Genomic DNA, 22029 nt, shown 5'->3' with positions numbered 1-22029 from the left:
GATTTAAAAAGAGAATACAAAGACAAAAAATAAGGACCGTAAAATGATACGATCCCATTCTTATGCAATATTTATACGTGAATTATTACTTAAAGGATTCACTTTGATCTTTCCTTATCTTTCCGGCATGACCTTATACGTCGGGTCTTCCTGAATATTGACTTCTACTACGGCTTCTGCATTCTTCAGCATTTTCCGGCAATCTTCACTCAGGTGGCGCAGATAGACGGTTTTATTCATTTGTTTGTAACGCTTTGATAATTTATCCAAAGCATCAATAGCACTCATATCCACAATCCGGCTTTCTTTAAAATCAACAACAATTTCCTCGGGATCATTCATCGGATCAAACTTATCGGCAAATGCTGTAACTGAACCAAAGAATAAAGGCCCGGATATTTCATAATGTTTAATTCCATGTTCATCGGTATGTTTTTTAGCCCGGATTCTTTTGGCGTTATCCCACGCAAAAACCAATGCGGAAATAATAACCCCGATCAAAACGGCCAATGCAAGATTGTGCAGGATAACCGTAATCAACGCCACGGTAATTCCGATAAATATATCAGATTTCGGCATCTTATTAACAATTCTGATGGACACCCATTGAAATGTACTGATTGCCACCATCATCATCACTCCTACCAAAGCAGCCATGGGAATCTTTTCTATAACGGGAGCACCAAACAGGATGATCATTAAAATCATCAGCGAAGCAATAATACCAGAAAGTCTGGCTCTGGATCCTGCGTTAAGATTGACCAGGGTTTGTGCTACCATCGCACAACCTCCCATTCCGCCAAAAAAACCATTGGTCACATTGGCAAGCCCCTGTGCTATAGATTCTTTATTGGTGTTTCCTTTTGAATTGGTAATTTCATCTACCATGGACAAGGTCAGAAGAGATTCTATAAGACCAACTCCGGCCATAATCATCGCATAAGGAAAAATAATCTGTAAAGTTTCCAATGAAAAAGGTACCTGAGGGATATGGAAAACGGGAAGACTCCCGCTGATATGAGCAATATCCGCTACTGTTTTTGTATTGATATGGAAACCTAAAACGATCGCAAAGACCACCATAATAGCAATCAGTGAAGCCGGAACTGCTTTTGTGAGCTTCGGAAAAAAGTAGACAATGGCAATCGTAAGCGCTGTTAATGCACCCATAATGTATAGAGAGGTTCCTTGCAGCCAACTTGTAGCCCCGGTACTATCGGTAATTTTAAATTGCTCAATCTGTGCCATAAAAATAATAATGGCCAAACCGTTCAGAAAACCATACATTACCGGTTGCGGTATTAGTCTCACGAATTTACCCAGTTTAAAAATTCCTACAAGCATCTGGAGAATCCCTGCCAGAGCTACTGTGGCAAAAAGATATTCTATTCCATGAGATTGTATCAGCGCAATGAGCACAACGATGGTAGCTCCTGCTCCTCCTGAAACCATTCCCGGTCGTCCCCCAAAAACAGCTGTGACCAGCCCCATCATAAATGCGGCATAAAGTCCTGTAAGTGGTGATAGCCCTGCCAGAATAGCAAATGAAAGAGATTCCGGAATCATCGTCATGGCTACGGTAAAACCTGCCAGCAATTCATTTTTGTAGTTTATTTTTTTGGGGAAATCGGATAAGGTAATCGTATTTTTCATTGAGCTACAAAGGTATACACTTACGCAATTCTATACAATTTTTTTATTTTCACTTTTTTTAAAAATAATTTCAACTTATCAAAATAATTCACACATCCGCTTACATAATATGTTAATTTTAATTAAAATTTGATTATAAACCCACTTTTTTGTAAATATTCATATTCCGCTTTTAATTTTTGTTTAAATTTGAAACTCATTAAGCAGATTATTTATTGCGAATTAAAAAAACAAAGCATAATCTACTGGTTGTCAACACATACAGCCCGGCAATAAATCACCGTTTAAAAAATAGAATTGCATGACAGAACTTTAATAGGTAATATATTATTTACACAAATGGTAAGAAAAAAGAAGTTTGAAGGAGAAGAAAGTTATGAACCCATTACAATAATAAGGAATATATTTCCATGTATTAAAGCAACAATGAATACATCTTTTTTAAGAAGTTAAGTTATCCCGGAAATTTCCCGGAAATTTCATTTTTTATTAAAGTATTCTATGATTCCTGAATAATTTTCACTTTTCGCAATTTCAAAAAAAAATTGAATTATGTCCTACAATACATAATGATATACTACCTTTTTAGTTTCGTTGCATTAGTTTAATAAAAGATAATATTCAATAAATGTTATATAAAGAGATCCATATAGGAAAGTTTATTAAGGAGAGGGTTGATGAAAATGAAGTACCAATGGAGAGGATATGTAAATTCCTGGGTAAAGATGAAGAATCTGTTGAAAAGATGTACAACAGCGCGTCACTGGATGCTGATCTTCTTCTAAGGTGGAGCAAATTATTGGAATATGATTTTTTCAGGCTCTATAGTTCACATTTAATTTTATATGCTCCTCCGGCAGCCGTTCATAAAAATCAACAGAAATCTGAAAAAATTCCTTATTTCAGAAAGAACATTTACACTCAGGAAATTAAGGATTTTATTATGAAGAGAATTCTGTCCGGAGAAATGACTCAAAGTGATGTCATCAAGGAATACTCAATTCCTAAAAGCACCCTTCACAGGTGGCTTCAAAAGACAGATAATACCAACAACGGATAAACACCATATGCATGCGGCCCAATTATAAAAAGATTTATCAGGATATGCTGAAAATGGAGTATCCTGATAAATTAAAAGATCCAAAAATAAAAGAACTTTTAGAAAAACTTTCTACTACAGAAGATGTTTTAAAGTTTAATGATAAACTTTTTAAGCCTTCCAAAGAAAATCAAAAGCTTAAAACATATGATAAAAAGACAATGCTTAAGTTGCTTCAATATCAAAAAAAGCATGGTCATTCTACAAGCTATATGTCTAAAAAATACAAAATAAGCAGAACGACCCTAGCAAAATGGAGAGCAATGTTTGAAGAAGAGCTAGAGAATACAACAAAAAATGCCGGTCAATAAATACCGGCATTTTTTTGTAAAGGTAATAATAAGAAAAAAACGGGGCTCACGTTAGCCGGAGTCGAACCGGATAGCCTTGCCGTAAAGATCAGCTACGCTATTCCTCCCCAATTGAGTACGATGGATTTCTTCCTAACGACACTTTATTTTTTAAAAAGAGGCCGGAGGCGGAAAGAATGGACGTTGTAATGGTCTTCAGGAATTACCCTTCCCTACCGCTAGAAAATTATGTTACAAAGATGATTTCCATTTTCCCGCTTCCGGCTTCCATATATCTTAAACCAAGGCAATCACTGAATATGTAATGTCGTGCTCTACCCCACTGAGCTACTCTTCCTGTGACACTTGTGTCTTTTCGGTGGAAGAGACGGGACTCGAACCCGTGTCCCCGTCGTGATGATCGAAGTAACACTATTCTACGGCACTTGTTTATTTTTTTAACCAAGGTAATAAGGCCAGAATCGTTCGTGCATTTGCTCTACCTGCTGAGCTACTTCTCCTTTTCGAGGGAAAAGGCAGGATTCGAACCTGCGACCCAATGTTTACTCAATCCGAAGTATGATTCTGAGACGACACCTGATTATGTTTTTCTATGCTAATCAATATATTTAAATAATAAAGAGGCAAGCTGTGAAAAGACTTTTACAGATCTCTTTCATGATCTTTCTGGAGTCGAACCAATATCATAAGATTTACCGAAGTAAGCCTTTTCTACGGCACTCTTTTATACAATCAGGGTAATAGTGGCGGAATCTTTCTTTTTCCATCTGCTCCACCTGCTGAGCTACATTCCGTTTACAGCAGGAATGACAGGAATCGAACCTGTGACCGGATGGTGTGAATCGAAGTATGATTCCAAAAAACGACACCTGAGTATGTTGAAGCAAGGTAATACGTCAAACAGAGGCTTACTAACGGCGTGTTACCATTCTACTATCTGCCATTGCAGAACAGGATTCGAACCTGTATTACCGTTCCCACGAAGGATCTCTGTTTTACGACACTTACTCTTTTAATTTTTCCATTGGGTTTTTCTGTATTTCTTCCAGTTTCTCCGGTATTTGGTATATGTTGCGTTTACCACTTCGATACCGTGTGGAAAACAGTATGAACATCCCAATTCAGTTCCATATAAAATTCTGGAGATCTGCACCCCGGATATTTTCTTCGGAAAATCAATTAACCCATAGGTATTGAATCCGAATTTTTGCTTTAGCCTTTTAGCTTTTTTCATAAATATTGAGTATTAACCTCAATACAATGCTCCCTTTACATTAGGTTTATGATGACTCATAGCTATTAGTTTTATCTACTTATTTTTTATAAAAAACCAAGCAATTTATTCTAAGAGTAAATGATAATTCAATTAAAAGTTGACGATGAAACTCTTAGTTACGGCATTGGTTATACTACCGGACAATCTGATGAAAGACTCTGTCAGTTTGGATTCGAAGAAGGTCTTTCTTACGGCACCGATATATTGACACTGCAAAATTAGAAGTGAAGTACGCATTCTTTTTACGCAGCTGTTTTTTTAATGCGAAAAAAATGAATTTAGTATTTCAAATATTTTTACAATCCCTAAAACAGGCAGTAAAATAACGAGTCCAATTAGTAAAAAAATGCCTGCTTTTGTAAAAAAGTTAATTTCAGATGTCGGGATTTCCTTTACGATTGCTTTACGTTTGAATTCAGGTATCTGTTTTGTTAGTTTAAAACTATTCTCTTCAAGTCCGGAGATTACATTTTTTGCGTAATCATCAAGCAGGTTTTTATCCCCTCTGAAAACAATATCTTTTAAAATGGCGTTCCCTGAACTACTCAAGGATTTTCTATATACTTCTACTGCCATTTTCATTGTATCATTCTCAGGCTCGCAGAGGATCCAAAATTTCCCAGCTTCATCCAGAAAGCCTGCCTCATAGTAAATATTTCCCAGACTCTTTCTAAGGGAAATATCATCCGGTGACTGATTAATCAGATTCCTTAACCGATCACATGCTTTTTTCTTTCTCCCTTCTTTCAAATCCTGTTCGATTTTGTAAAATATGTTTGACATTATTTATTTTTATTAGAAAACCAAGTAACAATGGATAAGAGTTTTTTGATTCTGTTCAAATTAAAAGTTGACGATGAAACTCTTAGCTACGACATTGGCCGTTATTATGCCTATTATTTTGTTCGTTTTGATTTCAAGGGTATTAATAAACCTCAATATAGTTTTATAATTTACAAGTTTTTATTCTAGCCCCGATTGCAACGGCATCCTTTTTCTGAAATGGCTTTGTAAAAAAGCCTTGGCGAAAAAGATAGAGTGGAAAGCGGGAATAAGCTCCTGAAAAAAATAATGGCTATCAGTTTTATAAAAGCAGTGCCTTTTACAGCACTACTTTTTGTATCATCTGCACTGCAGATTTACGGTCTTCCAAGGCATTCAACACCTCGAAAATTTTATCTGACCAACCTGCAATAAGGTACACATCATTTTTTGTGATATCGAGCGGCTGTCTTCCATAACCTGCCAGGTCAAAAATATATAATTTTGCATGAGGAGCAATGGCTTTGTATCGGTTCCACAAATTTTCAAAAGAATTTCTGTTTCCCGAACTATCCCATAGCTGGGTGTCTGTAAACAACATGATTTTATCTGCTTTTTCCTCTCTTTTGATCAGGTCTTCAAGGACCAGGTAGCCGTTTGTAGAGTAGCCCACTTCACCTTCACGTTTGTAAAAAGCGTCTACATTTCTCAGGATCCCACTTTTAGGCATCGGAACACGTAGCCAACGGTCACCGAATATACCTGTCACCACATTTTTACATTGTGATTGCAACATCATCGACATCAGCAAGCCGATATCGTACAGCAATACTTTGCTTTTTTTGGACACCGGTTTTTGCATAGAACCAGATACGTCTGCTGCAATCACAACAGAGGTTTCAAAACCAAAGCCCCTGATGTTTCCGGCACTGACGATAACGGCCTCTTCCAAGGCTTCCAATATGGAGGATACGTAAGGAGAATCGACCGTTTTTAATTCTCTGTATGCCGCCAGGAAACGGAAAGGAAGCTGTTTTGAATGGGATACTGCCTTTTCATCAGACAGATATCTGCATACTTTGTTCATGGCATCAGATGAAACACCTGCTTCAAGGATATTTCTCAGGTTTCGCAACGTGGCCATATAGCCCAGTTTATTACTGAAAATTAATTCTTCCCACTTATTTTTAAATGCAGATTTTCTTTCGGTATCGGTGACAAATTTCTTCTGACCCAGTGTTGAAAGCTCTACTTCCCACGTATAAGGTGTTTCCAACATATCATTCACGATTTTGTTGAAAATGATCTGCTGGCTTTCATCTTTAGCCTTCGGGTGAACCAAAAACAGGGCATCTCTCAAGGTTACCTCAGCTTTCCTGTTGTATTTTGCAAACTGGTATTCATCAAATTTGTTGAATGACTTCATCAAACCTTTCTGAATCTGTTTGGATAATTTATTCAGTTTTTTGGTTTCTGTTCTTTTGTTGGCAAGCTGATAATAAGCCAGTAATTCTGTAATTTCGTCTGCTCTTTGAACAACGCCGTCTACCGTACGGCTTACCAGATCAGTACCTGAAACCTGTTTCGCCAATTCAGTCGTCAAAACCAATGGAATGGAACGCAGGTACATATCTTTTCTGGCATATACGGCCAGCTTCGCTACGAATTCAGGATCATTTTTTTTGATCAGAGAACGGATTCTTTCCAATCTGTCATTTCCTTTTTCATAGGCTGTATCTGACAGTCCTGTTGTAACAACAGCAGTATACAATTCTTCTGCAGGTGTGATTGTGTATGCTTTGGCTCCTTCATAGTTCAATACTACTTTATTCTCTTTTCTTAAAAAATTAAATTTCATGAGTTACTGTTTTTTGTTAAACATTAGGAAGATCACTTCCTCTCTGATTTCTGATGCAAAGTAAAAACGTTATTGCGCAATCTTTTTGCGTAATTAATTTTTATGTGATTTTTTTTTAGCTGTATTGTTATTCTCGAATATGGAGAAGGCTTAGCATAGTACGAACAGATATCAATTCATAAAATTCTTCTATGATTGATTTTCATGAAAGAAATCGGTATTATCAGGCTTTTGGATTCATGTTTTCTAGTTTTGTATCCATAAATTAAAGCTATGATTAAAGGACTATATGAAACACATGTTCAGGTAAGTAATTTGGAAAACGCAATTCAGTTTTACACGGACGTATTGGGATTAACATTGGCTCATAGGGATGAAACGAGACCCATTGCTTTTTTATGGATTGGTGAAAAAAAGAGTTTATGCTCGGATTGTGGGAACAAAAGGAAAATCTTCAGACCAGACATTTCGCATTTACAAGTACTAAGGAAGATATTCTGAATTATTCGGTAGATTTTCTTACAAACAAATCTTTACAACCTTATAATTTTCTGAAAGACGGATCTGTACAGCCCATGGTGTTTGCATGGATGCCTGCACTGGCTATTTATTTTAATGATCCGGATGGTAACCAGCTCGAGTTTATCTCAATATTGGAAGGAGAAGGTAAACCGGAACTTGGGGTATTACCTTATAAAGACTGGATGAATCTTCAATAAATTTTCGGGATAAGTCCTGACAATAATACTAAGATTCCGGCAAGCCCTCTGGGCTTGCCGGAATCTTTCTAATGTACTACATTTATTACTTTTTTCACAGCCAGAACGTGTTTGCAGGGACCTCTTTCTCCCTGATACTTGCTAAACCATTCACAGGTGCAGCGTTCTTTTTCTTCTTCAATAATTACAGTGTGGTGTACCCCCGTTCCTTCTACCCTGGCTTCCGTTCGTTCTTCTGTATTATTCAGAATATCTACTTTCCCTTCATTGATCAGCTTTTCCGCATTTTTCATACGAGGATTTAATTCTATAATACGGTTTAGTTTAAAAGGTAATCTGCGATAGAAAAACTCACGATCATCAAGGTCATACCCTAATAATCCCATTGCAGCAAGTCTTCCGGTAAGGTTATCAACCTTTGTCAAACTGATGTTTTCCTCTAATAACAACATTGCCGTACTGAAAGATTGATTTGCATAGGCATATTTATCAACAGCATCGATCCATTCATCTGAAACCTCTTCTATCAGATTATCCAGAAGCGCCCCTTCACCCGAAAAGCCACGCCAGCATTCTCTTGATAAAGAAAAAATAAACCTTATATTTCCCATACGTAGCTGCCAGGTAGTAGAGCGCATATTAGGATGTGCAAAAACCTGTATGGTATCAATATATGGAAGCAAAGGTTCCAGCAGGCGGAGACGATGAAGCCCTCCGATGCATATGGCATCTGCGGATTTCACAGGCGAGAACATCGGTTTGTTTCCTCTTAAGATAAGATAATAATCAGATTTTACTATTCCTTTTGGCATCCCCCTGAAGAGCTGTTGTGTCTGAATTTTATTAAAAGTGTACCGTTCTTCAGATTCTGATAAATATATCTGAACAGTTCCTAATCCTTTGATCCATTTTACAGGCAAGGGTACTTTTCTTTCTACTACCTTTTTTTCTTCTTTATAGAGTCCAACTTCTTTAGCACCAACTGACAGCATTATTTTTTCATTGGGGCGAATACTTCCCAAAGCCGTTATCATTACTTGATTAAAATCTACGTTTGTAGTTCCGTTTTCCAGAAACTCCCCGTCTAACCCATCAGGCAAAACATCCACTCTTGCATATACTCCTGCACAATGGGAAAATCCTTCAAAACGGAGTTTCTCATTTCCTACAGTTACAATAGGATCTTTCAGCAAAGCCATCTGAAATGACGAAAGATTGAAACTGGACTTCACAATATTGGAAAGGCTAATCAGACACCTTGCCAGGATAAAGGGTTGATGTACATTTCCCCAGAAAAAACAGGGAACATCAGTATTTTTCCGTACCTCACTATATTGAGCAAGAAACAGTTCTTCCAGAGCATTTTTCTTTACGACTGATGATGAACCGGAATAATTGTAAATAAGCGTATCTTCCATAATTTATTTTTTGAGAAGAAGATTGCAGATTTTTTTCAGACTAGAGTTTTCTTTCCAGTTGTTTAGTTTTTCTTTAATTGCAAGATCAGCTTCCGACTGGTTCAAAGCTAATACTTCATGATACACCTCCAGAAGTTTTTTCAAATTGGTCACTGGCTTTTCCATTTGAAGCACAATATAGGTGATTAATTTTTCCAGCGCAATATTATGATTTTTACTTACATTCAGCATATGATTCTGCATAAGATCCGTCAATCTTTTTACAGGTGCCCATTCCAGCTTTTCATGCAATCCGATTACTTTACCTAAGCGTGTATTATCTATCATCTGATGAGAAACATGTTCCAGCCAGATTTCGGCTGCTGTTCCGCGGATTGTTTTATCACCGTCAAGAAAGATTGTTCCCAGAAACAGGTATCCCATTTCATCCAAAGGTTTTTTGATTTGATAGAGGGCTTGGGTTGTATTTAAAACCAGGTTTCTTTCATAGACTTCGGCAATTCCGGAATAGAAAAGACAATGTTTGATGACTTTAGCCAAAGCATTTCCCGGAGTATTAGGAAAGCACCACATCAAAGCAGGGATTTCGGAAAGTTCTTTCTGATCTGCAACAAAATATTCCATAAACAAAGGATTTTTCCTTTTTTCAAGATGATATTTTGGAATGGTAATACTTAATTCGACAGGGTAATATGTATTTTTTTTGTTATCAATTGTTTTCCACTGGTAAGCTCCAGTAAAGAATTCTGAAGGAATATTACTATATCCGAAATGACTGAATTCTTCAAAAACAGTTTGTGGCGATCGTGTAAATCCGGCAGTCATCCACCAGGAAGGATGCTCAAATTTTCCTTTTGGCTTATCATTTTTGCCAAAGAAGAAAAGCAAGAGTTCTTTATATTCACCTTGCAGTTTTTCCTCAACCATCTTTAAGGCCTCCGCTGTATCATCCAATGCGCAACGTTGTAATGCCAGCTGGAAGTCAAGATGATCGGGTTCCCTGTTATTATCCTGATAAATTATAATCCTTTCTACTAACGCAACGGGAGAAATCCAGCAGGGAGCGTGTGTAATGGTAAACAACAACGGCATCGTATCCTGCAATTTTATCTTCTGATGGATGCATATTGCAAATTCTTTAAAAGCTTTTGCAGCATAACCCTCTACACCCACTTTTTCTACAGGTCCCAATTTTTTATTATAATTCGAATAGCTTTCTCTTGCAGCCTCATCTTCCTTCGTTTTCTGATATATTTTTTCAAGATTTTTAAGCTGCACGGGATACTTTTCCAATAAACCTAGTCCGTAATTAATAATCAGGTTGCACAATAAAACATTCAGATAAGGGACTTCCCATTTGGAAATCGTCTTACAGGCTTTCAGGAATACCGGCTCGATCAACTTCACAGATTCTGTATCAACCTCACCTGAAAAACGGATAAATCCTGCCAATGCCACATCACAATGATAGCTGTAGGGATCGTCGATGGCCAGTGGAAGGAAAAACATCAAATCCTCGAAGCTTGAAAGTTCTCTGAGCTTATTTTCTTCGTTAATCAAAAATAGTTTTTCCGAAGATATAGCTTCCAGTTCCAGTTGTTTTTCTTCTATATATTTTGCTAAAACAGGGCGTACATTGGTGAGAATATTATCTGCATAATGTGAGAGTGCCTCTTTTATATTTTCCGATACCGGAATATATTTCACTATGATTTTTGCTGCTTTTGACTGTATACCGTCATCTTTGCTTACAAATGCAGTGCTCAGAGCAATGCCCAGCATTTCGGGGTCCAGCCTCTTATGCTGGAAAATCTTTTCCGTTAACGTTAAACTTGAAACCACTACTGTTTTCACTTCTGAACTTAAAAGGTTGGGAAGGTAATGTGAAAATTCATCACTTTTAAAGGCAGGAGCGGCCACTATTTTTTTCAAATGAGTCAGTATGGTATTGCTGGCTTTTGATTGTACGGATGCCAGCCCTGCCAGAAGCTCATCCTGCAGATCAACCAATTCCTGATCTGTAGGTTTCAGGGCAGTAAATGCATCCATAAACCAACCGGTCACATTTTTATTAAAATTTCTGTTGGCAGCCAACAGGCATTCTCTTAAAAATCTTTTTCGGTCAATTTTTTGTTCTGCTATAAGCTTTTGAACGATGGGAAACCATTCTTTACGGAAAGGTAATGATTTTGAAGGAAATTCACACAGATACCAGAAATGCGTTGTAAGAGTCTCGGGATGCTGATCAAGATCAGTAGGATAATTGCTCAGATGATGACCCAGCAATTCAGGATTTGGCTGTATATAGCCTTTCTCTGACCATCTTAAAATATGTTGGTAATTAAATGCTGTAAATTCAGCATCGATGGATTCATTGATAAAATCGGAGAACCAGCTGGGACATCCCCATTTCAGTATTTCTTCCGTCTGTTGTATATTCCGGAAAACACTCCAATAATTTTTACCAAAGTTTTTCTGATCCATACATAAAAATGATGCAATATCGATAATTGAATGCTGGTTGGCAGATCCTGCAGTATGATAAGAATTCTTGGTCATTACGATCTTGCTGATCTCACGATCCATTTTTTTTATCGTGGGGATCAGTGTTTTTCTTTCGTCCTCTGTTAGTTCTTGAAGAAAAGGGACTATCTCATGTATTTTTTCCTCATTAAGGATTTCATAAAGTCTTTCTTTCATTTGTTTTAATTTGATAAATAGTTTTTTTCAGGTTATTTTCTCTTCCGTTCATCAGCTGGTCAGTAATTTTTCATCTGCTTCAGACTGATTAAGGATTATTAGTTCATTATACAATTCTAACAGCTTTTTGAGATTAAACACAGATTCTTAACAGCTGAAAGTAGAATACCGAAACAGGCATTGGGATTGATCAAATCAGATGATCTATTCAAAACCGGCCGTTTCACTGACAGTTTCTCCACGGCATGTACTTCAAAATCTATGAAACCTCCCTATTTACCGGCACTTCAAAAGGTATACCAGAGAATGCTTCTCTTTATTAAACAAACCGGTAGACTGAATTATCGTTTCTGTTCCCCTATCAGAACTTTTAGATATCAATTCCTCTTACAAAGGGATCACTTCACTAATTCACTAAGGCATGGAAGATTAAATATTCTCCGATAAGCATCAATTTGTTCTTCTTAGCTAAAATAGCAAAATTTGATCTACAGGACATAAGTTATCCCTAAAAAGTGAATTTTTTAACAAAAATTTATGCTTTTAACACTAGTCTGAAGAGCATTTTCAAAAAGGACCTACCACAAAACAGTATTTCATTTGTTAAAATAGCACACTTTCCAGTGTGTTAATGAACTTCTCACTTAAAAAGGACAAAAATACCAACCGTCTTTAAAAAAGATTAAAAAAATAAATCTTAATTCATTAAAATGCATATATTTGCAACATACAAATACTTGACAACTCAAATACTTTTCAATGATAAGCAACGAATTATTACTTTTAATCAACATTAATAAATTACAATCTGTCATTTCAAGAAAATTTGATTCTCTCAGTGTACATGGATTAGGTTTTAATGATTTTGTAATTCTTTATATATTAAGTACTTCTGCCAAAAGTAAAATACGGAGAATTGATCTGGCGGAAAAAATAGGTTTGACTGCTTCAGGAATTACCCGTTTACTCAATCCACTTGAAAAAATCGGCCTTGTCTCCAGGGAAATAAATGAAAGAGATGCACGGGTAAGTTATGTCATTATAACACCTACAGGCAAAGCTATATTTGAAGAAGCAAAAACTACAGCAGAAACGATAACGAAAGATATTCTCAGTCCTAAAAAAAATAAATCTTTAAAAGCTTTTGCAGAGCTGTTATCTGACCTGGGAGCGAATATCCAATAACCTATTATTATGAAGAATACGATAAAAAGAGAGCTAAGAGAAAAAGCAAAAAACCACAAAACTACGATGGGTGTGCTTTCCGTTACTAATGCAAAAAACGGTAAGCAATATATTCAGGGTTCGGTACATCTTGAAGCCTTGGTTAATAAAATGAAATTCCTTCTGGACGGAGGACTATTTGCTGATACTTCATTGCAAAAAGACTGGAAGGAACTGGGAAGTGAGGCATTTACCTTTGAGTTTGTTATTGTTATTCCTGAACAGGCCAATCCATACGTCAATTACCGTCAGGAGATCTCAAAAGCTGAAAAAGTATTTATTTCTGAAGCAACAACTGAATTATACAGACCATGACCGCAGTCATCAGAATAAAAGATGTTGATCTCTGCTATGAAATCTTTGGAGAAGAAGAACAGAATACTATTGTGCTGATCTCCGGATTGGGAAGTCAGATGATCCGTTGGGAAAATCCCTTTTGCGAAATGTTGGTAAGCAACGGTTTCAGAGTGATCCGTTTTGATAACAGGGATTCGGGACAATCAGTTTTCACAGCTCAATCTCCCATCGCCACAGACAAAAATATTGAGAAAATGTTTTCGACACCGGGCGAAGACGATATACCTTATCCATTGATGGATATGGCAAAGGATGTGATTGAACTACTTGACCATTTACATATTAAAAAAGTCCATATTGCGGGACGTTCAATGGGAGGAATTATTGCTCAGTTATTAGGAGTTTATTATCCTGAAAGAATGCTGTCACTCACCTGCATCATGTCAACTTCTTTGAATCCTTTACTGCCTGAACCTGATCCCGAAATTATGGGAATGATGATGAAACCGGGTACTGATCCCAACACGCAGAAAGAAACCTATATCAAGGAAAGAATAAATTTTGCTGAAAAAATTTCAGGCAGCTTATATCCTCTTGATGCAAATCACGAAAGAAATATGATCGAAGCAGAACTTTTGCGTTCTCAAACCAAAAACGGAATCATCAGACAGCTTCTGGCCATGGGATCGTATCCATATAATCGTGACATTCTTAAGGAAATAACAATTCCTGCTTTAATCATCCATGGAACAGATGATAAGATCTTTCATCCGGATTGCGGAAAGGATATCGCAGATTCTATTCCGAACTCTGAATGGCTTCTTATTGAAGGAATGGGGCATTCTATTCCCTCTGGACTTTACGCATTAATTGTTGAGCGCATTAGCAACCTGATCAGTGAATAAGGTTATGAAAAAGACTTTTGAGAAAATGAGTTACATCTTAAAAGTCTTTTCCACTTCAGTAAGCCCCATTTTCGCAAGATGCCTGTAAACAGTTGCCACGGTAATCTTTCTCTTTTCTGCAATTTCATAAGGAGGCATTCCTTCATCAAATAATTGAAATGTGATCAGATGAGTGGGCTTTTTTACAATCACTACAGAGGTATCTACTTCGTTTTCTTTATCAAAAAGAGGAACTCCCAGCAGATCGCAATCTTTTAATCTGTCAATATAGTCTGCAAGATCATACAATAATGTTCTGGTTTCTGCATTAAAAGCTTTTAATTCTCTGGCACCTGAAGTTTCAGAATAAAAGTCCTTTAAAGGGAGGAAGAAATTTTCCATGGTATTGTTGTAAAAAAAATCGACAGCACCTTTGCATTTATCCTCAATTTCAGACCACTTCCTTTCTCCCACCGCGAAACTCTCTGACATCTGCTGAATAATTTTCTTAAACTTTCGGAAAATGTCCTCCAGCTTTCCGGCTTCTTTTTCAAAGTTCTGAAGAAGTTCTTTTAATTTTTTCTGATCCGGTATTTCTGAAGACACAGCAAAACCTTTCCAATGTATGACAGCTTCCTTGAGCCAGCCCGCATCTGCCGTCATCTGAATTTTATGCAGGCTATAATCATATTTATCCTGTTTGACCAGCTGTTCCAAAATATCATTGGCATTCGTAGACTCTTGAAAATGTTCAATCCTTTGATCACAAAATACGGCTTCGGGGGTGATTTTAGATTTCAGAACAATTCCCTTCAAAGTACGGCAACGGCTGAGTGCGACATAGACCTGTCCACTCGCAAACGATCTTCCTGCATCAATAATGACGCGGTCAAAAGTTAATCCCTGGCTTTTATGAATGGTCACCGCCCATGCCAGTCGTATCGGGTACTGTTCAAAACTTCCGATGACTTCGGTTTTTATATTCTTTTCTGCGTCGAGGCTATATCTTTTTTGTTCCCAGACTTCTTTGGTTACGGTTATTTCTGTTGCGGTTTCTTCAAAAACAGCCTTGATCAGGTCTTCTTCCACATGCGAAATGGTGGCAAGCCGTCCGTTATAAAATTTCTTTTCGGGTGATGAATCATTTCGGATAAACATAATTTGACTTCCTTCTTTGAGTTCCAGGATTTCGTCATTCGGATATTGGGTTTCTTTGAATTCTCCTGTTACTGCAGCCTGATAAAAATGAGAAGTTCCGGATAATTCTCTCAGTTTTTTCTGATTGATATGGTCTGCCATACGGTTATGGGAGCAAAGATGAATATAGATTTCATTTTCAGGCTCAAAGTCTGGCTGATATCGCGAATTTAGCTCTTCAAAATCAAGATTACGAAAATCTGCATGTCTTACGGCATTGAGAATTTCAAGAAATTCTTTATCCTGCTGGCGATATACTTTCATCAACTCTACGCTTATCAACGGAAGTCTCTGCAGTGCTTTGGCAGAAAAGAAAAAGGGTGTTGGATAAAATTTTGATAAGATCCTTTCTGAATCCTCTCTTACCACAGGAGGCAACTGGTACAAATCACCTATTAACAGCAATTGAGCACCTCCAAATGGCAGTTGATTTCTTCTGACCCGTCTTAGTGAATGATCCATCATATCCAGCAGGTCGGCTCTAAGCATCGAAACTTCATCAATAATGATCAATTCAATTTCGCGGAACAGATCGAGTTTATCTTTCCGGTATTTAAAATGAGGAAAAAGCTCGTTAATATTCATAGCCAAATTAGGATCCACTGGTTCTGTAGTGGGTACAAAAGTTCGTAACGGAAGTCCGAATAATGAATGAATGGTTACCCCACCCGCATTGATAGCTGCTATTCCTGTCGGCGCAACGATAATGTGTTTTTTGCGGGTTTTTTTTACAAAATCATTAAGAAAAGTAGTTTTTCCTGTTCCTGCTTTCCCTGTTAAAAAAACACTTCTGGCGGTATGTTCAAGCAATTCAACAAGTGCTTCCAATGGATACAAATTTTCATCAAAGTTAATTGATAAAAAAGAAAATCTCAAGATTACTATAAAAAAGACTCCCTTTTTCAAGAGAGTCAGTGTATTGAGGAATATTAAAGATGCTCCATCTTTTTAGTAATTTTTCAGGCACCAATGAAGAATTTTGGCGATGTTTTTCGCATCATCCACTCCTCTGTGGTGAGTGCCTTCCAATGTCATTCCGAGCTCGCCCAAAGCCCTGTTCATACCGACACTTTTCCTTATGGTAGGATGAATTTCCCCGAATAGTGTTTTCACATTGATGTGGTCATCACTCATCGGATAATCCGTATAGAACCTTCTGGCCTGGTTCTGGAGCATATTCAGGTCGTAGTTTCCGTAGCTGGCCCATGTCAGTTCTTCTGAATCGTATTCTGCCCTGAGGATGTCAAATGCATCATCCAGCATCATTCCTTCGCTATCCAGCATATTCTGGGTCAATGTGGTAAGCTCAGTACAAAACGGACTTACCTTTGAATGCTGAGGTCTGATCAGAATTCCTTCATTTTTGGAGATCTTACCGGTTCTGGCATTCATCATACATACTCCGATTTCAATGATCTCACTTTCCTGACCTCTTGGTGGTCGGTTTTCCCAACATGTGGCCTCAAGGTCTACAATTAATATATTTTCTGTTGTTTTCACTTTGTTTAAAATTTTTGTTTCAATGGAAATCAAAATATAGAATGAAATAACTTTCAAGAGTCAAATGCTTCATTATTTTTCCATTTAATTTGTTACTTATTAGTTTAATATCCTGGTCCTGTTACATAAAAAGTTTCGGTAACCAATACCGAAACTATATTTTGAGAGTCATCAGCTCTTCTTTTACACAATCAATAACTATAGAATTCAACTTTTTGTTGATTCTTTTCTGCTCTTCCTTTTCAATGGTTGCAAAAGCTGCCGGAAAATCTTTTTCAAAATCTTCCAGAACATCCTGAGCAAAAAGACCGATTACTTTTCCTATCATTTTAGGCTCAAATTCACCGGTCTTGCTGAGCACATTATTCAATCTGTTGGCTGTCACATATTGCTGGATTTCTTCCCAGATATTCTGAGCCTGTTCGCTGAAATGAATTGGTTTCTGAGCAATTTTTGCTTGTTTTTTCACCATTTTAGATTTCTCGATCCATTTTTCATTCTTATTTTTCAGAATGACTCTTGCACCGTTGCCAAAATATCTGGTTTTCAAAGTTTTTACAATGGTTCCTTCACACATATTGTTCAATTCCGGGAGCCCTAGCCATGCCGGGATTTTAGAGTTAAAAACATTCGGGAACTTCAACGCTTCTTCCAATGTACCCTGAAACAAGGTTTTAGCATAGAAAAATCCTGTTTTTTCAAAAATAATATTGATAATATCTGTATCCAGGTAAGTAACCCCGTTTAACTTAATATCGAAGGCATAAAATTCGTTATAAGGTGCATATTCAATACCTTTTTGCACTCTTACCGCATCTTTTACCGCCTCTACATCTTTATGTTTGTAGCCGCCACCAAACAATTCTCCATAAATGACTATTGTTTGAACATCCCGATAAAGCTTTTTCACAGCATGGAATACTTCCAATACATTTTTTCTGTAACGTTCCAATATCTGATGGGCATTGAAAAATTTTTCATCATTACCGATGAATGCAGTTCTCTTCGCGATTTTAATCTCCTTTCCGTCGGTAAAGAAAGAGAAATTAGCCCCGTGAACTTTCTCCTGCACGATGAAAACCTCATCCCCAAAACCCTGCAGTCTGATTTGCTCAATGACGCGGGTTTGGTAAGCATTTTCTATAGAGTTATATGTTTTAAAAATCATTTTTTAGTTTTTTTTAAAGTTTTTTAAAAGGCTTTCAATATTTTCCTTTCCTACAGGGTTCATGGAATGGCAATAGAATTTGGGGATATTCAAAGAATGATCCAAGCAATATTCTATCAACCATTTGGCACAATCGTAGCCTGTTTTTTCAACGGATTCTTGAGAATCGTGTTGCAGATCAGCAAGGTCGTGGTCAAAAGAAATCATTTCCGGAATTCCTTTTTCCAAAATCCAGTGGACGAACTGCCCGTAATTGCGAACAATATGCCAGTCTTTTCTGAGGAAAATATCCTGTCTGGTATACTTATACGCCTCAACAGGATATCTTATATCATCCAGAAATAATAATCTTTTTGTCATTTTTTACGGTTTTGTAAGTCCGGAAGATGGATAAGGTTGTTAGAAACTTCCTTCTTCCCCTTCCGGTAATTTATACCATCATATCAGCACAATTGGAACTTGCAAAGGCAAAAGGTTTTGCTCTAAACACGTATCCCATTCCCAGAATATATCCCATAGCATCTTTCAAAGCCACATTGGATTTAAAATCCGGATCGGTATTAATGTCTGCGTGTACCTCCATTTCCACTCCATAAGTGTCCAATACAGAACAGATTGCGTAGGCGATTTCAACAGATTTGTTGACCTCGTTCAGCATTCGCTCCTTGATACTGATCGTCTGTATTTCTCTTTCTTTTCTGATAAAGGTAAACGCTCCTTTTCCTTCACGAATAAATACTACTGCCGTAGCATAGCTGATAAGCGTCTCCGTATACATGAGAGTCTGATCCCACACATACTTTCAGACGATGTCCGTTTGCCTGTTCGCGAATGATGGCTTCTTCTACCAGCTGCGTGATAGAATTCCGGAAAATTTTTCCATTCATATTCTGCCATGTTTGTTGTTGCGTTTCCATTTTTTCTACATGTTTTAAATTTTGTTTTAAATTAATTTGTGAATTTGTAAATCGTCAATTTTTACAGCCATTTGCAAAGCAAAATTCACTATTGACAATTTACTTTTTGAACTCCGAACCGGATTCGAACCAGTACTGTCAGTTTTGGAGACTGAGATACTGCCGTTACACTATCGGAGTAAACTGTGTTGATTCATCAGGGCTCGAACCTAAACTCCAAGAATCAAAATCTTGTGTGCTGCCTATTACACTATGAATCAATTTGATGAGCAATGAATACGATTAAAATCCATTTTGATAATGTTTTCATGGTCTATTACTTATTGTGGAACAGACAGGAATTGAACCTGTACCTTTAGTTTTTCAGACTAACGTGCAGACCTTCTACACCACTCTTCCTTTTTATATGAGTGATTACTCACTACTTATCCTGTATATTCTGGTACGGGAAGAGGGACTCGAACCCCCAACGGCCTGATCCTAAATCAAGAGTGTCTACCATTCCACCATTCCCGCAGTTTTTATAATAAAAAAGAAAGGCTGTCCTTATTTTTATTGATTAAAGATCTTCTGCTCCCGGGCAGCCCTTTTCTCTTTTCTTTATTTTTTGAATGGTAACCGGCCAATTTTTTTTCAACATCTGAACTTTCATGGTATTATTATCAATTCAAGATTGACCGGTTCATTCACATCCAGTACTCTATAAGGGAATCGAACCCTTGTTTTCTGCTCGAAAGGCAGGCGTCCTTACCGTTGACGAATAGAGCAAAAACCAACCGACCGGGAATCGAACCCAAACAACAAGAGTACATTTCCTGCATGCTGCCATTACATTATCGGTGGTATAGTAGAAGTAGTAGGATTCGAACCTACTCAGCTATGAAGCAACAGATTTACAGTCTGCCCCGACTCTCCAACTTCGGCGTACTTCCTTTTTACATGAGTAATCAACAATGAACAGTACATCGTTTTTGCTATTCTTTCTCATTGGAGTCAATAAAGCTTGTCTTAATTTTTTTGTTTGATATAAGAACTTCTATGCCCGACAAGCTTTATTTTTTCTCCTGAACTGATCTCATTTTAGGAATTTGAGATGGCTATGGGATTCAAACCCACTCAGTTTACACAACGGTTTTGCAGACCGCCCCGACTCTTCCACTTCGGCGAACCATCATTTAACCCATAATGATTGACGGGTAATGCGCGTCTTTCACTATTTGTTTTTAGTTTTTTAAAAAGAAAGGCCCGTCTGTATTTTGATTAAAGACCTTCTGCGCTTGACAGGCTTTTCTTTTTCAATAAGGATATTCTGTAAAAGAGATTATCATTTTATTACTCTCTGTTTTTACATTTTAATTTGATAATCATCGGAGAAACAAAAGCTTGTCTATATTTTTTGTATTTGGCGTAAAGATCTTCTGCTCCCGACAAACTTTCATTTTTCTCCTGAAACAATTAACATTGAGTTATCTGCGATTCTGGAAAGATTCGAACTTTCAACTTCCGGTTTAACAGACCGGTGCTCTACCATTGAGCTACAAAATCATTTGTAGTTTCGGAAGGGCTCGAACCTTCAACCTCCGGCTTATGAAACCGATACTCTAGCCACTTGAGCTACGAAACCTTTTGTATTCCATAAGGGGATCGGAACTTTGTCTTCCGGTAGAAAGCCGAATGCACTTACCCCTATGCTAATGGAACCAATTGTCTGGAAAGCAAGATTTGAACTTGCGACCTCCCGCGTCCAAGACGGGTAAACAACCACCGTTATCTTTCCAGTTTTACAGATTCACGTTTACCTTTCTTTTCCGGGAGACAGCCGGAACTTTATGGTGTATGAATCTTTGCGGTCTATGCGAGAATCGAACTCGCAGTGCCCAAGAGACAGTCGGGCAGGTTAGCCATTACCTCAATAGACCAATTTTTGTGATTCCGAAAGGATTCAAACCTCTAACCCTGGGTTTAGAAAACCCATGCTCTATCCGGTTGAGCTACGGAACCGTTTGGTAATCCCAGAAAGATTTGAACTTTCAACCCCCGGTTTAAAAGACCGGTGCTCTAACCATTTGAGCTATGAGATTTTTTGTAATCCCAGAAGGATTCGAACCTTCAACCTTCGACGTATCAGGTCGATGCCCTAACCAATTGAGCCATGGGATTTTATATTTTGGGTTTCTCCGGGGATCGAACCCTGTTCTCCGGTTCCACAGACCGGCGCTTTACCAGATAAGCTAAAGAAACCATAAAAAAGCGCCTCTTTCGGGAGGCGCTTTATATATTTTTACGTAAAAGATCATTAGCTGACCCACGTATATAAGCACCTTTTATCCACAATTTCAAGATCAAGAATACACAGACTCATTACCGGCTCCTGTCCGAATAGTCTTGAATATTGATTGAATATGTTGTGTAATTGTTTCATTTTATTTTTTGTTTGTTTTTAAATTATTTTTTGTTGAATCCTGAAAACCTGTTGCTTTCAATTTTCGGTTGCAAAGTAAATATGAATTTTTGAAACCACCAAATAAATTTTTAACTTAAGTAATTGAAAAACAGTTATTTACATAAAAAATAAAGCATAAGAAATATGTGTCCGCAATATTTTGCAGATCTCTTAATTACCTAAATGACTGTCTCTCATCGGGTTGCTTATCACTCTATTTTATCGTATTAAAGTTTCATTGTTAATTAAAAAATTTTCATGTTTATGGTTATTTTTTTTCATTCTAAATAATTTCTGACCTAAAAAACAAAAAACGCCTCGAAAAATCGAGGCGTTTCTGCAATATTTTGATTAATTTTTTACGAATTTACAGTAAATAATTTCCAAAGTCAGCACATTTCACCTCATTCCATATCATCTCATCATACGCGAATAATCCTTTATTTAAAGGACTTTTGCATAGTTCTGCATTGATATGTGCTCTTTGTATTGTCATAATTTTCTGTGGCAAAGATACTGTTTTTTGCTATTATTTTATGATGTTTACAGCAAGGAGGCATGAAAAATGGCTTTAGAATGGCACTTTCTGAAGTTTATCTCCTA

16 protein-coding genes, 14 tRNA genes and 2 pseudogenes are annotated in these 22029 nt (G+C 37.2%); 6 read left to right on the top strand and 26 right to left on the bottom strand.

The annotated features are described in order from the left end of the window. Window positions 1–114: 114 nt before the first annotated feature. Window positions 115–1653: a SulP family inorganic anion transporter gene (locus H3Z85_11880; GenBank protein ID QPQ50235.1), complete on the bottom strand. Its 1539-nt coding sequence runs from the start codon at window positions 1651–1653 to the stop codon at window positions 115–117. Between the two features lie 628 nt (window positions 1654–2281). Between H3Z85_11880 and H3Z85_11875 the strand changes: the two genes are divergently transcribed. Then, window positions 2282–2713 (top strand): transposase, encoded by a 432-nt coding sequence (locus tag H3Z85_11875; protein ID QPQ50234.1) that lies wholly within the window; start codon window positions 2282–2284, stop codon window positions 2711–2713. Between the two features lie 11 nt (window positions 2714–2724). Continuing rightward, window positions 2725–3063, top strand: coding sequence for a helix-turn-helix domain-containing protein (locus tag H3Z85_11870; protein QPQ50233.1), 339 nt, complete (start codon window positions 2725–2727; stop codon window positions 3061–3063). Between the two features lie 1012 nt (window positions 3064–4075). On the opposite strand, the gene H3Z85_11865 is transcribed toward H3Z85_11870, so the two are convergent. From H3Z85_11865 to H3Z85_11855, 3 genes are all read right to left on the bottom strand, one after another. Further along, a complete protein-coding gene (locus tag H3Z85_11865; protein ID QPQ50232.1) occupies window positions 4076–4297 on the bottom strand; it encodes a phosphate ABC transporter substrate-binding protein in 222 nt (73 codons plus the stop codon). Window positions 4298–4597: 300 nt separating this feature from the next. Continuing rightward, entirely contained in the window at window positions 4598–5122 is a 525-nt protein-coding gene (locus tag H3Z85_11860) for a hypothetical protein (GenBank protein ID QPQ50231.1), read from the bottom strand. A gap of 319 nt (window positions 5123–5441) precedes the next feature. Further along, window positions 5442–6959 carry a TROVE domain-containing protein gene (locus H3Z85_11855; protein QPQ50230.1) on the bottom strand — a complete coding sequence of 506 codons (1518 nt, stop codon included), beginning with the start codon at window positions 6957–6959 and terminating at the stop codon, window positions 5442–5444. A gap of 273 nt (window positions 6960–7232) precedes the next feature. Between H3Z85_11855 and H3Z85_11850 the strand changes: the two are divergent. Next, window positions 7233–7678 (top strand): annotated as a pseudogene (locus H3Z85_11850) (VOC family protein). A 68-nt stretch (window positions 7679–7746) separates the two neighbouring features. On the opposite strand, the gene H3Z85_11845 reads toward H3Z85_11850, so the two are convergent. Both H3Z85_11845 and H3Z85_11840 read right to left on the bottom strand, forming a co-directional pair. Further along, on the bottom strand, window positions 7747–9096 hold the full coding sequence (locus tag H3Z85_11845) for an SWIM zinc finger family protein (protein ID QPQ50229.1): 1350 nt from the start codon (window positions 9094–9096) through the stop codon (window positions 7747–7749). A 3-nt stretch (window positions 9097–9099) separates the two neighbouring features. Then, window positions 9100–11796: a hypothetical protein gene (locus H3Z85_11840; GenBank protein ID QPQ50228.1), complete on the bottom strand. Its 2697-nt coding sequence runs from the start codon at window positions 11794–11796 to the stop codon at window positions 9100–9102. A gap of 759 nt (window positions 11797–12555) precedes the next feature. Here H3Z85_11840 and H3Z85_11835 point away from each other — a divergent pair. The 3 genes from H3Z85_11835 to H3Z85_11825 are packed head-to-tail and all read left to right on the top strand — an operon-like array spanning window position 12556 to window position 14222. Next, on the top strand, window positions 12556–12981 hold the full coding sequence (locus H3Z85_11835) for a MarR family transcriptional regulator (protein ID QPQ50227.1): 426 nt from the start codon (window positions 12556–12558) through the stop codon (window positions 12979–12981). 9 nt (window positions 12982–12990) lie between these two features. Continuing rightward, window positions 12991–13335: a GIY-YIG nuclease family protein gene (locus tag H3Z85_11830; protein QPQ50226.1), complete on the top strand. Its 345-nt coding sequence runs from the start codon at window positions 12991–12993 to the stop codon at window positions 13333–13335. Then, window positions 13332–14222, top strand: coding sequence for an alpha/beta hydrolase (locus H3Z85_11825; protein QPQ50225.1), 891 nt, complete (start codon window positions 13332–13334; stop codon window positions 14220–14222). Before H3Z85_11830 ends, H3Z85_11825 begins: the two co-directional genes overlap by 4 nt. Window positions 14223–14252: 30 nt before the next feature. Here H3Z85_11825 and H3Z85_11820 read toward each other — a convergent pair whose 3' ends face one another. From H3Z85_11820 to H3Z85_11725, 20 genes and pseudogenes are all read right to left on the bottom strand, one after another. After that, window positions 14253–16235 (bottom strand): AAA family ATPase, encoded by a 1983-nt coding sequence (locus H3Z85_11820; protein ID QPQ50224.1) that lies wholly within the window; start codon window positions 16233–16235, stop codon window positions 14253–14255. Between the two features lie 111 nt (window positions 16236–16346). Then, window positions 16347–16898, bottom strand: a complete 552-nt coding sequence (locus H3Z85_11815; GenBank protein QPQ50223.1) for an exonuclease domain-containing protein — start codon at window positions 16896–16898, stop codon at window positions 16347–16349. 154 nt (window positions 16899–17052) lie between these two features. Next, window positions 17053–18066 (bottom strand): RNA ligase, Rnl2 family, encoded by a 1014-nt coding sequence (locus H3Z85_11810; GenBank protein ID QPQ50222.1) that lies wholly within the window; start codon window positions 18064–18066, stop codon window positions 17053–17055. 3 nt (window positions 18067–18069) lie between these two features. Next, complete coding sequence (locus H3Z85_11805) at window positions 18070–18354, bottom strand: hypothetical protein (GenBank protein QPQ53881.1); 285 nt, start codon at window positions 18352–18354, stop codon at window positions 18070–18072. A gap of 142 nt (window positions 18355–18496) precedes the next feature. Continuing rightward, window positions 18497–18983, bottom strand: a pseudogene (locus H3Z85_11800) (hypothetical protein). Window positions 18984–19092: 109 nt separating this feature from the next. Continuing rightward, a tRNA-Trp gene (locus tag H3Z85_11795) sits at window positions 19093–19163 on the bottom strand. Window positions 19164–19309: 146 nt separating this feature from the next. After that, window positions 19310–19382: transfer RNA gene (locus H3Z85_11790), tRNA-Phe, on the bottom strand. A 41-nt stretch (window positions 19383–19423) separates the two neighbouring features. Beyond that, a tRNA-Leu gene (locus H3Z85_11785) sits at window positions 19424–19499 on the bottom strand. A 180-nt stretch (window positions 19500–19679) separates the two neighbouring features. Beyond that, window positions 19680–19750 (bottom strand) — tRNA-Glu (locus H3Z85_11780). Window positions 19751–19831: 81 nt separating this feature from the next. Next, window positions 19832–19915, bottom strand: a tRNA-Tyr gene (locus tag H3Z85_11775). A gap of 159 nt (window positions 19916–20074) precedes the next feature. After that, window positions 20075–20156: transfer RNA gene (locus tag H3Z85_11770), tRNA-Cys, on the bottom strand. A 300-nt stretch (window positions 20157–20456) separates the two neighbouring features. After that, window positions 20457–20528 (bottom strand) — tRNA-Asn (locus H3Z85_11765). A 5-nt stretch (window positions 20529–20533) separates the two neighbouring features. Then, window positions 20534–20607 (bottom strand) — tRNA-Met (locus tag H3Z85_11760). An 83-nt stretch (window positions 20608–20690) separates the two neighbouring features. After that, window positions 20691–20762: transfer RNA gene (locus H3Z85_11755), tRNA-Pro, on the bottom strand. 68 nt (window positions 20763–20830) lie between these two features. After that, window positions 20831–20902 (bottom strand) — tRNA-Asp (locus H3Z85_11750). An 8-nt stretch (window positions 20903–20910) separates the two neighbouring features. Further along, window positions 20911–20984: transfer RNA gene (locus tag H3Z85_11745), tRNA-Arg, on the bottom strand. 3 nt (window positions 20985–20987) lie between these two features. Then, window positions 20988–21064: transfer RNA gene (locus tag H3Z85_11740), tRNA-Lys, on the bottom strand. 5 nt (window positions 21065–21069) lie between these two features. Beyond that, window positions 21070–21143: transfer RNA gene (locus tag H3Z85_11735), tRNA-Ile, on the bottom strand. A 9-nt stretch (window positions 21144–21152) separates the two neighbouring features. Continuing rightward, a tRNA-His gene (locus H3Z85_11730) sits at window positions 21153–21225 on the bottom strand. A 568-nt stretch (window positions 21226–21793) separates the two neighbouring features. Continuing rightward, a complete protein-coding gene (locus H3Z85_11725; GenBank protein QPQ50221.1) occupies window positions 21794–21922 on the bottom strand; it encodes a penicillin-binding protein in 129 nt (42 codons plus the stop codon). Between the last annotated feature and the right edge of the window lie 107 nt (window positions 21923–22029).

The organism is Chryseobacterium indologenes (assembly GCA_016025055.1).
GTDB classification, from domain to species: Bacteria; Bacteroidota; Bacteroidia; order Flavobacteriales; family Weeksellaceae; genus Chryseobacterium; species Chryseobacterium indologenes.
The sequence above is the reverse complement of the archived record's forward strand: the minus strand, read 5'-3'. Positions and strand labels throughout refer to the sequence as shown.

Bases quoted from the DNA above. Each gene is read 5' to 3' on its own strand.
- H3Z85_11880 (QPQ50235.1), bottom strand. From the start codon at position 1,653: ATGAAAAATACGATTACCTTATCCGATTTCCCCAAAAAAATAAACTAC.
- H3Z85_11875 (QPQ50234.1), top strand. From the start codon at position 2,282: ATGTTATATAAAGAGATCCATATAGGAAAGTTTATTAAGGAGAGGGTT.
- H3Z85_11870 (QPQ50233.1), top strand. From the start codon at position 2,725: ATGCGGCCCAATTATAAAAAGATTTATCAGGATATGCTGAAAATGGAG.
- H3Z85_11865 (QPQ50232.1), bottom strand. From the start codon at position 4,297: ATGAAAAAAGCTAAAAGGCTAAAGCAAAAATTCGGATTCAATACCTAT.
- H3Z85_11860 (QPQ50231.1), bottom strand. From the start codon at position 5,122: ATGTCAAACATATTTTACAAAATCGAACAGGATTTGAAAGAAGGGAGA.
- H3Z85_11855 (QPQ50230.1), bottom strand. From the start codon at position 6,959: ATGAAATTTAATTTTTTAAGAAAAGAGAATAAAGTAGTATTGAACTAT.
- H3Z85_11845 (QPQ50229.1), bottom strand. From the start codon at position 9,096: ATGGAAGATACGCTTATTTACAATTATTCCGGTTCATCATCAGTCGTA.
- H3Z85_11840 (QPQ50228.1), bottom strand. From the start codon at position 11,796: ATGAAAGAAAGACTTTATGAAATCCTTAATGAGGAAAAAATACATGAG.
- H3Z85_11835 (QPQ50227.1), top strand. From the start codon at position 12,556: ATGATAAGCAACGAATTATTACTTTTAATCAACATTAATAAATTACAA.
- H3Z85_11830 (QPQ50226.1), top strand. From the start codon at position 12,991: ATGAAGAATACGATAAAAAGAGAGCTAAGAGAAAAAGCAAAAAACCAC.
- H3Z85_11825 (QPQ50225.1), top strand. From the start codon at position 13,332: ATGACCGCAGTCATCAGAATAAAAGATGTTGATCTCTGCTATGAAATC.
- H3Z85_11810 (QPQ50222.1), bottom strand. From the start codon at position 18,066: ATGATTTTTAAAACATATAACTCTATAGAAAATGCTTACCAAACCCGC.
- H3Z85_11725 (QPQ50221.1), bottom strand. From the start codon at position 21,922: ATGACAATACAAAGAGCACATATCAATGCAGAACTATGCAAAAGTCCT.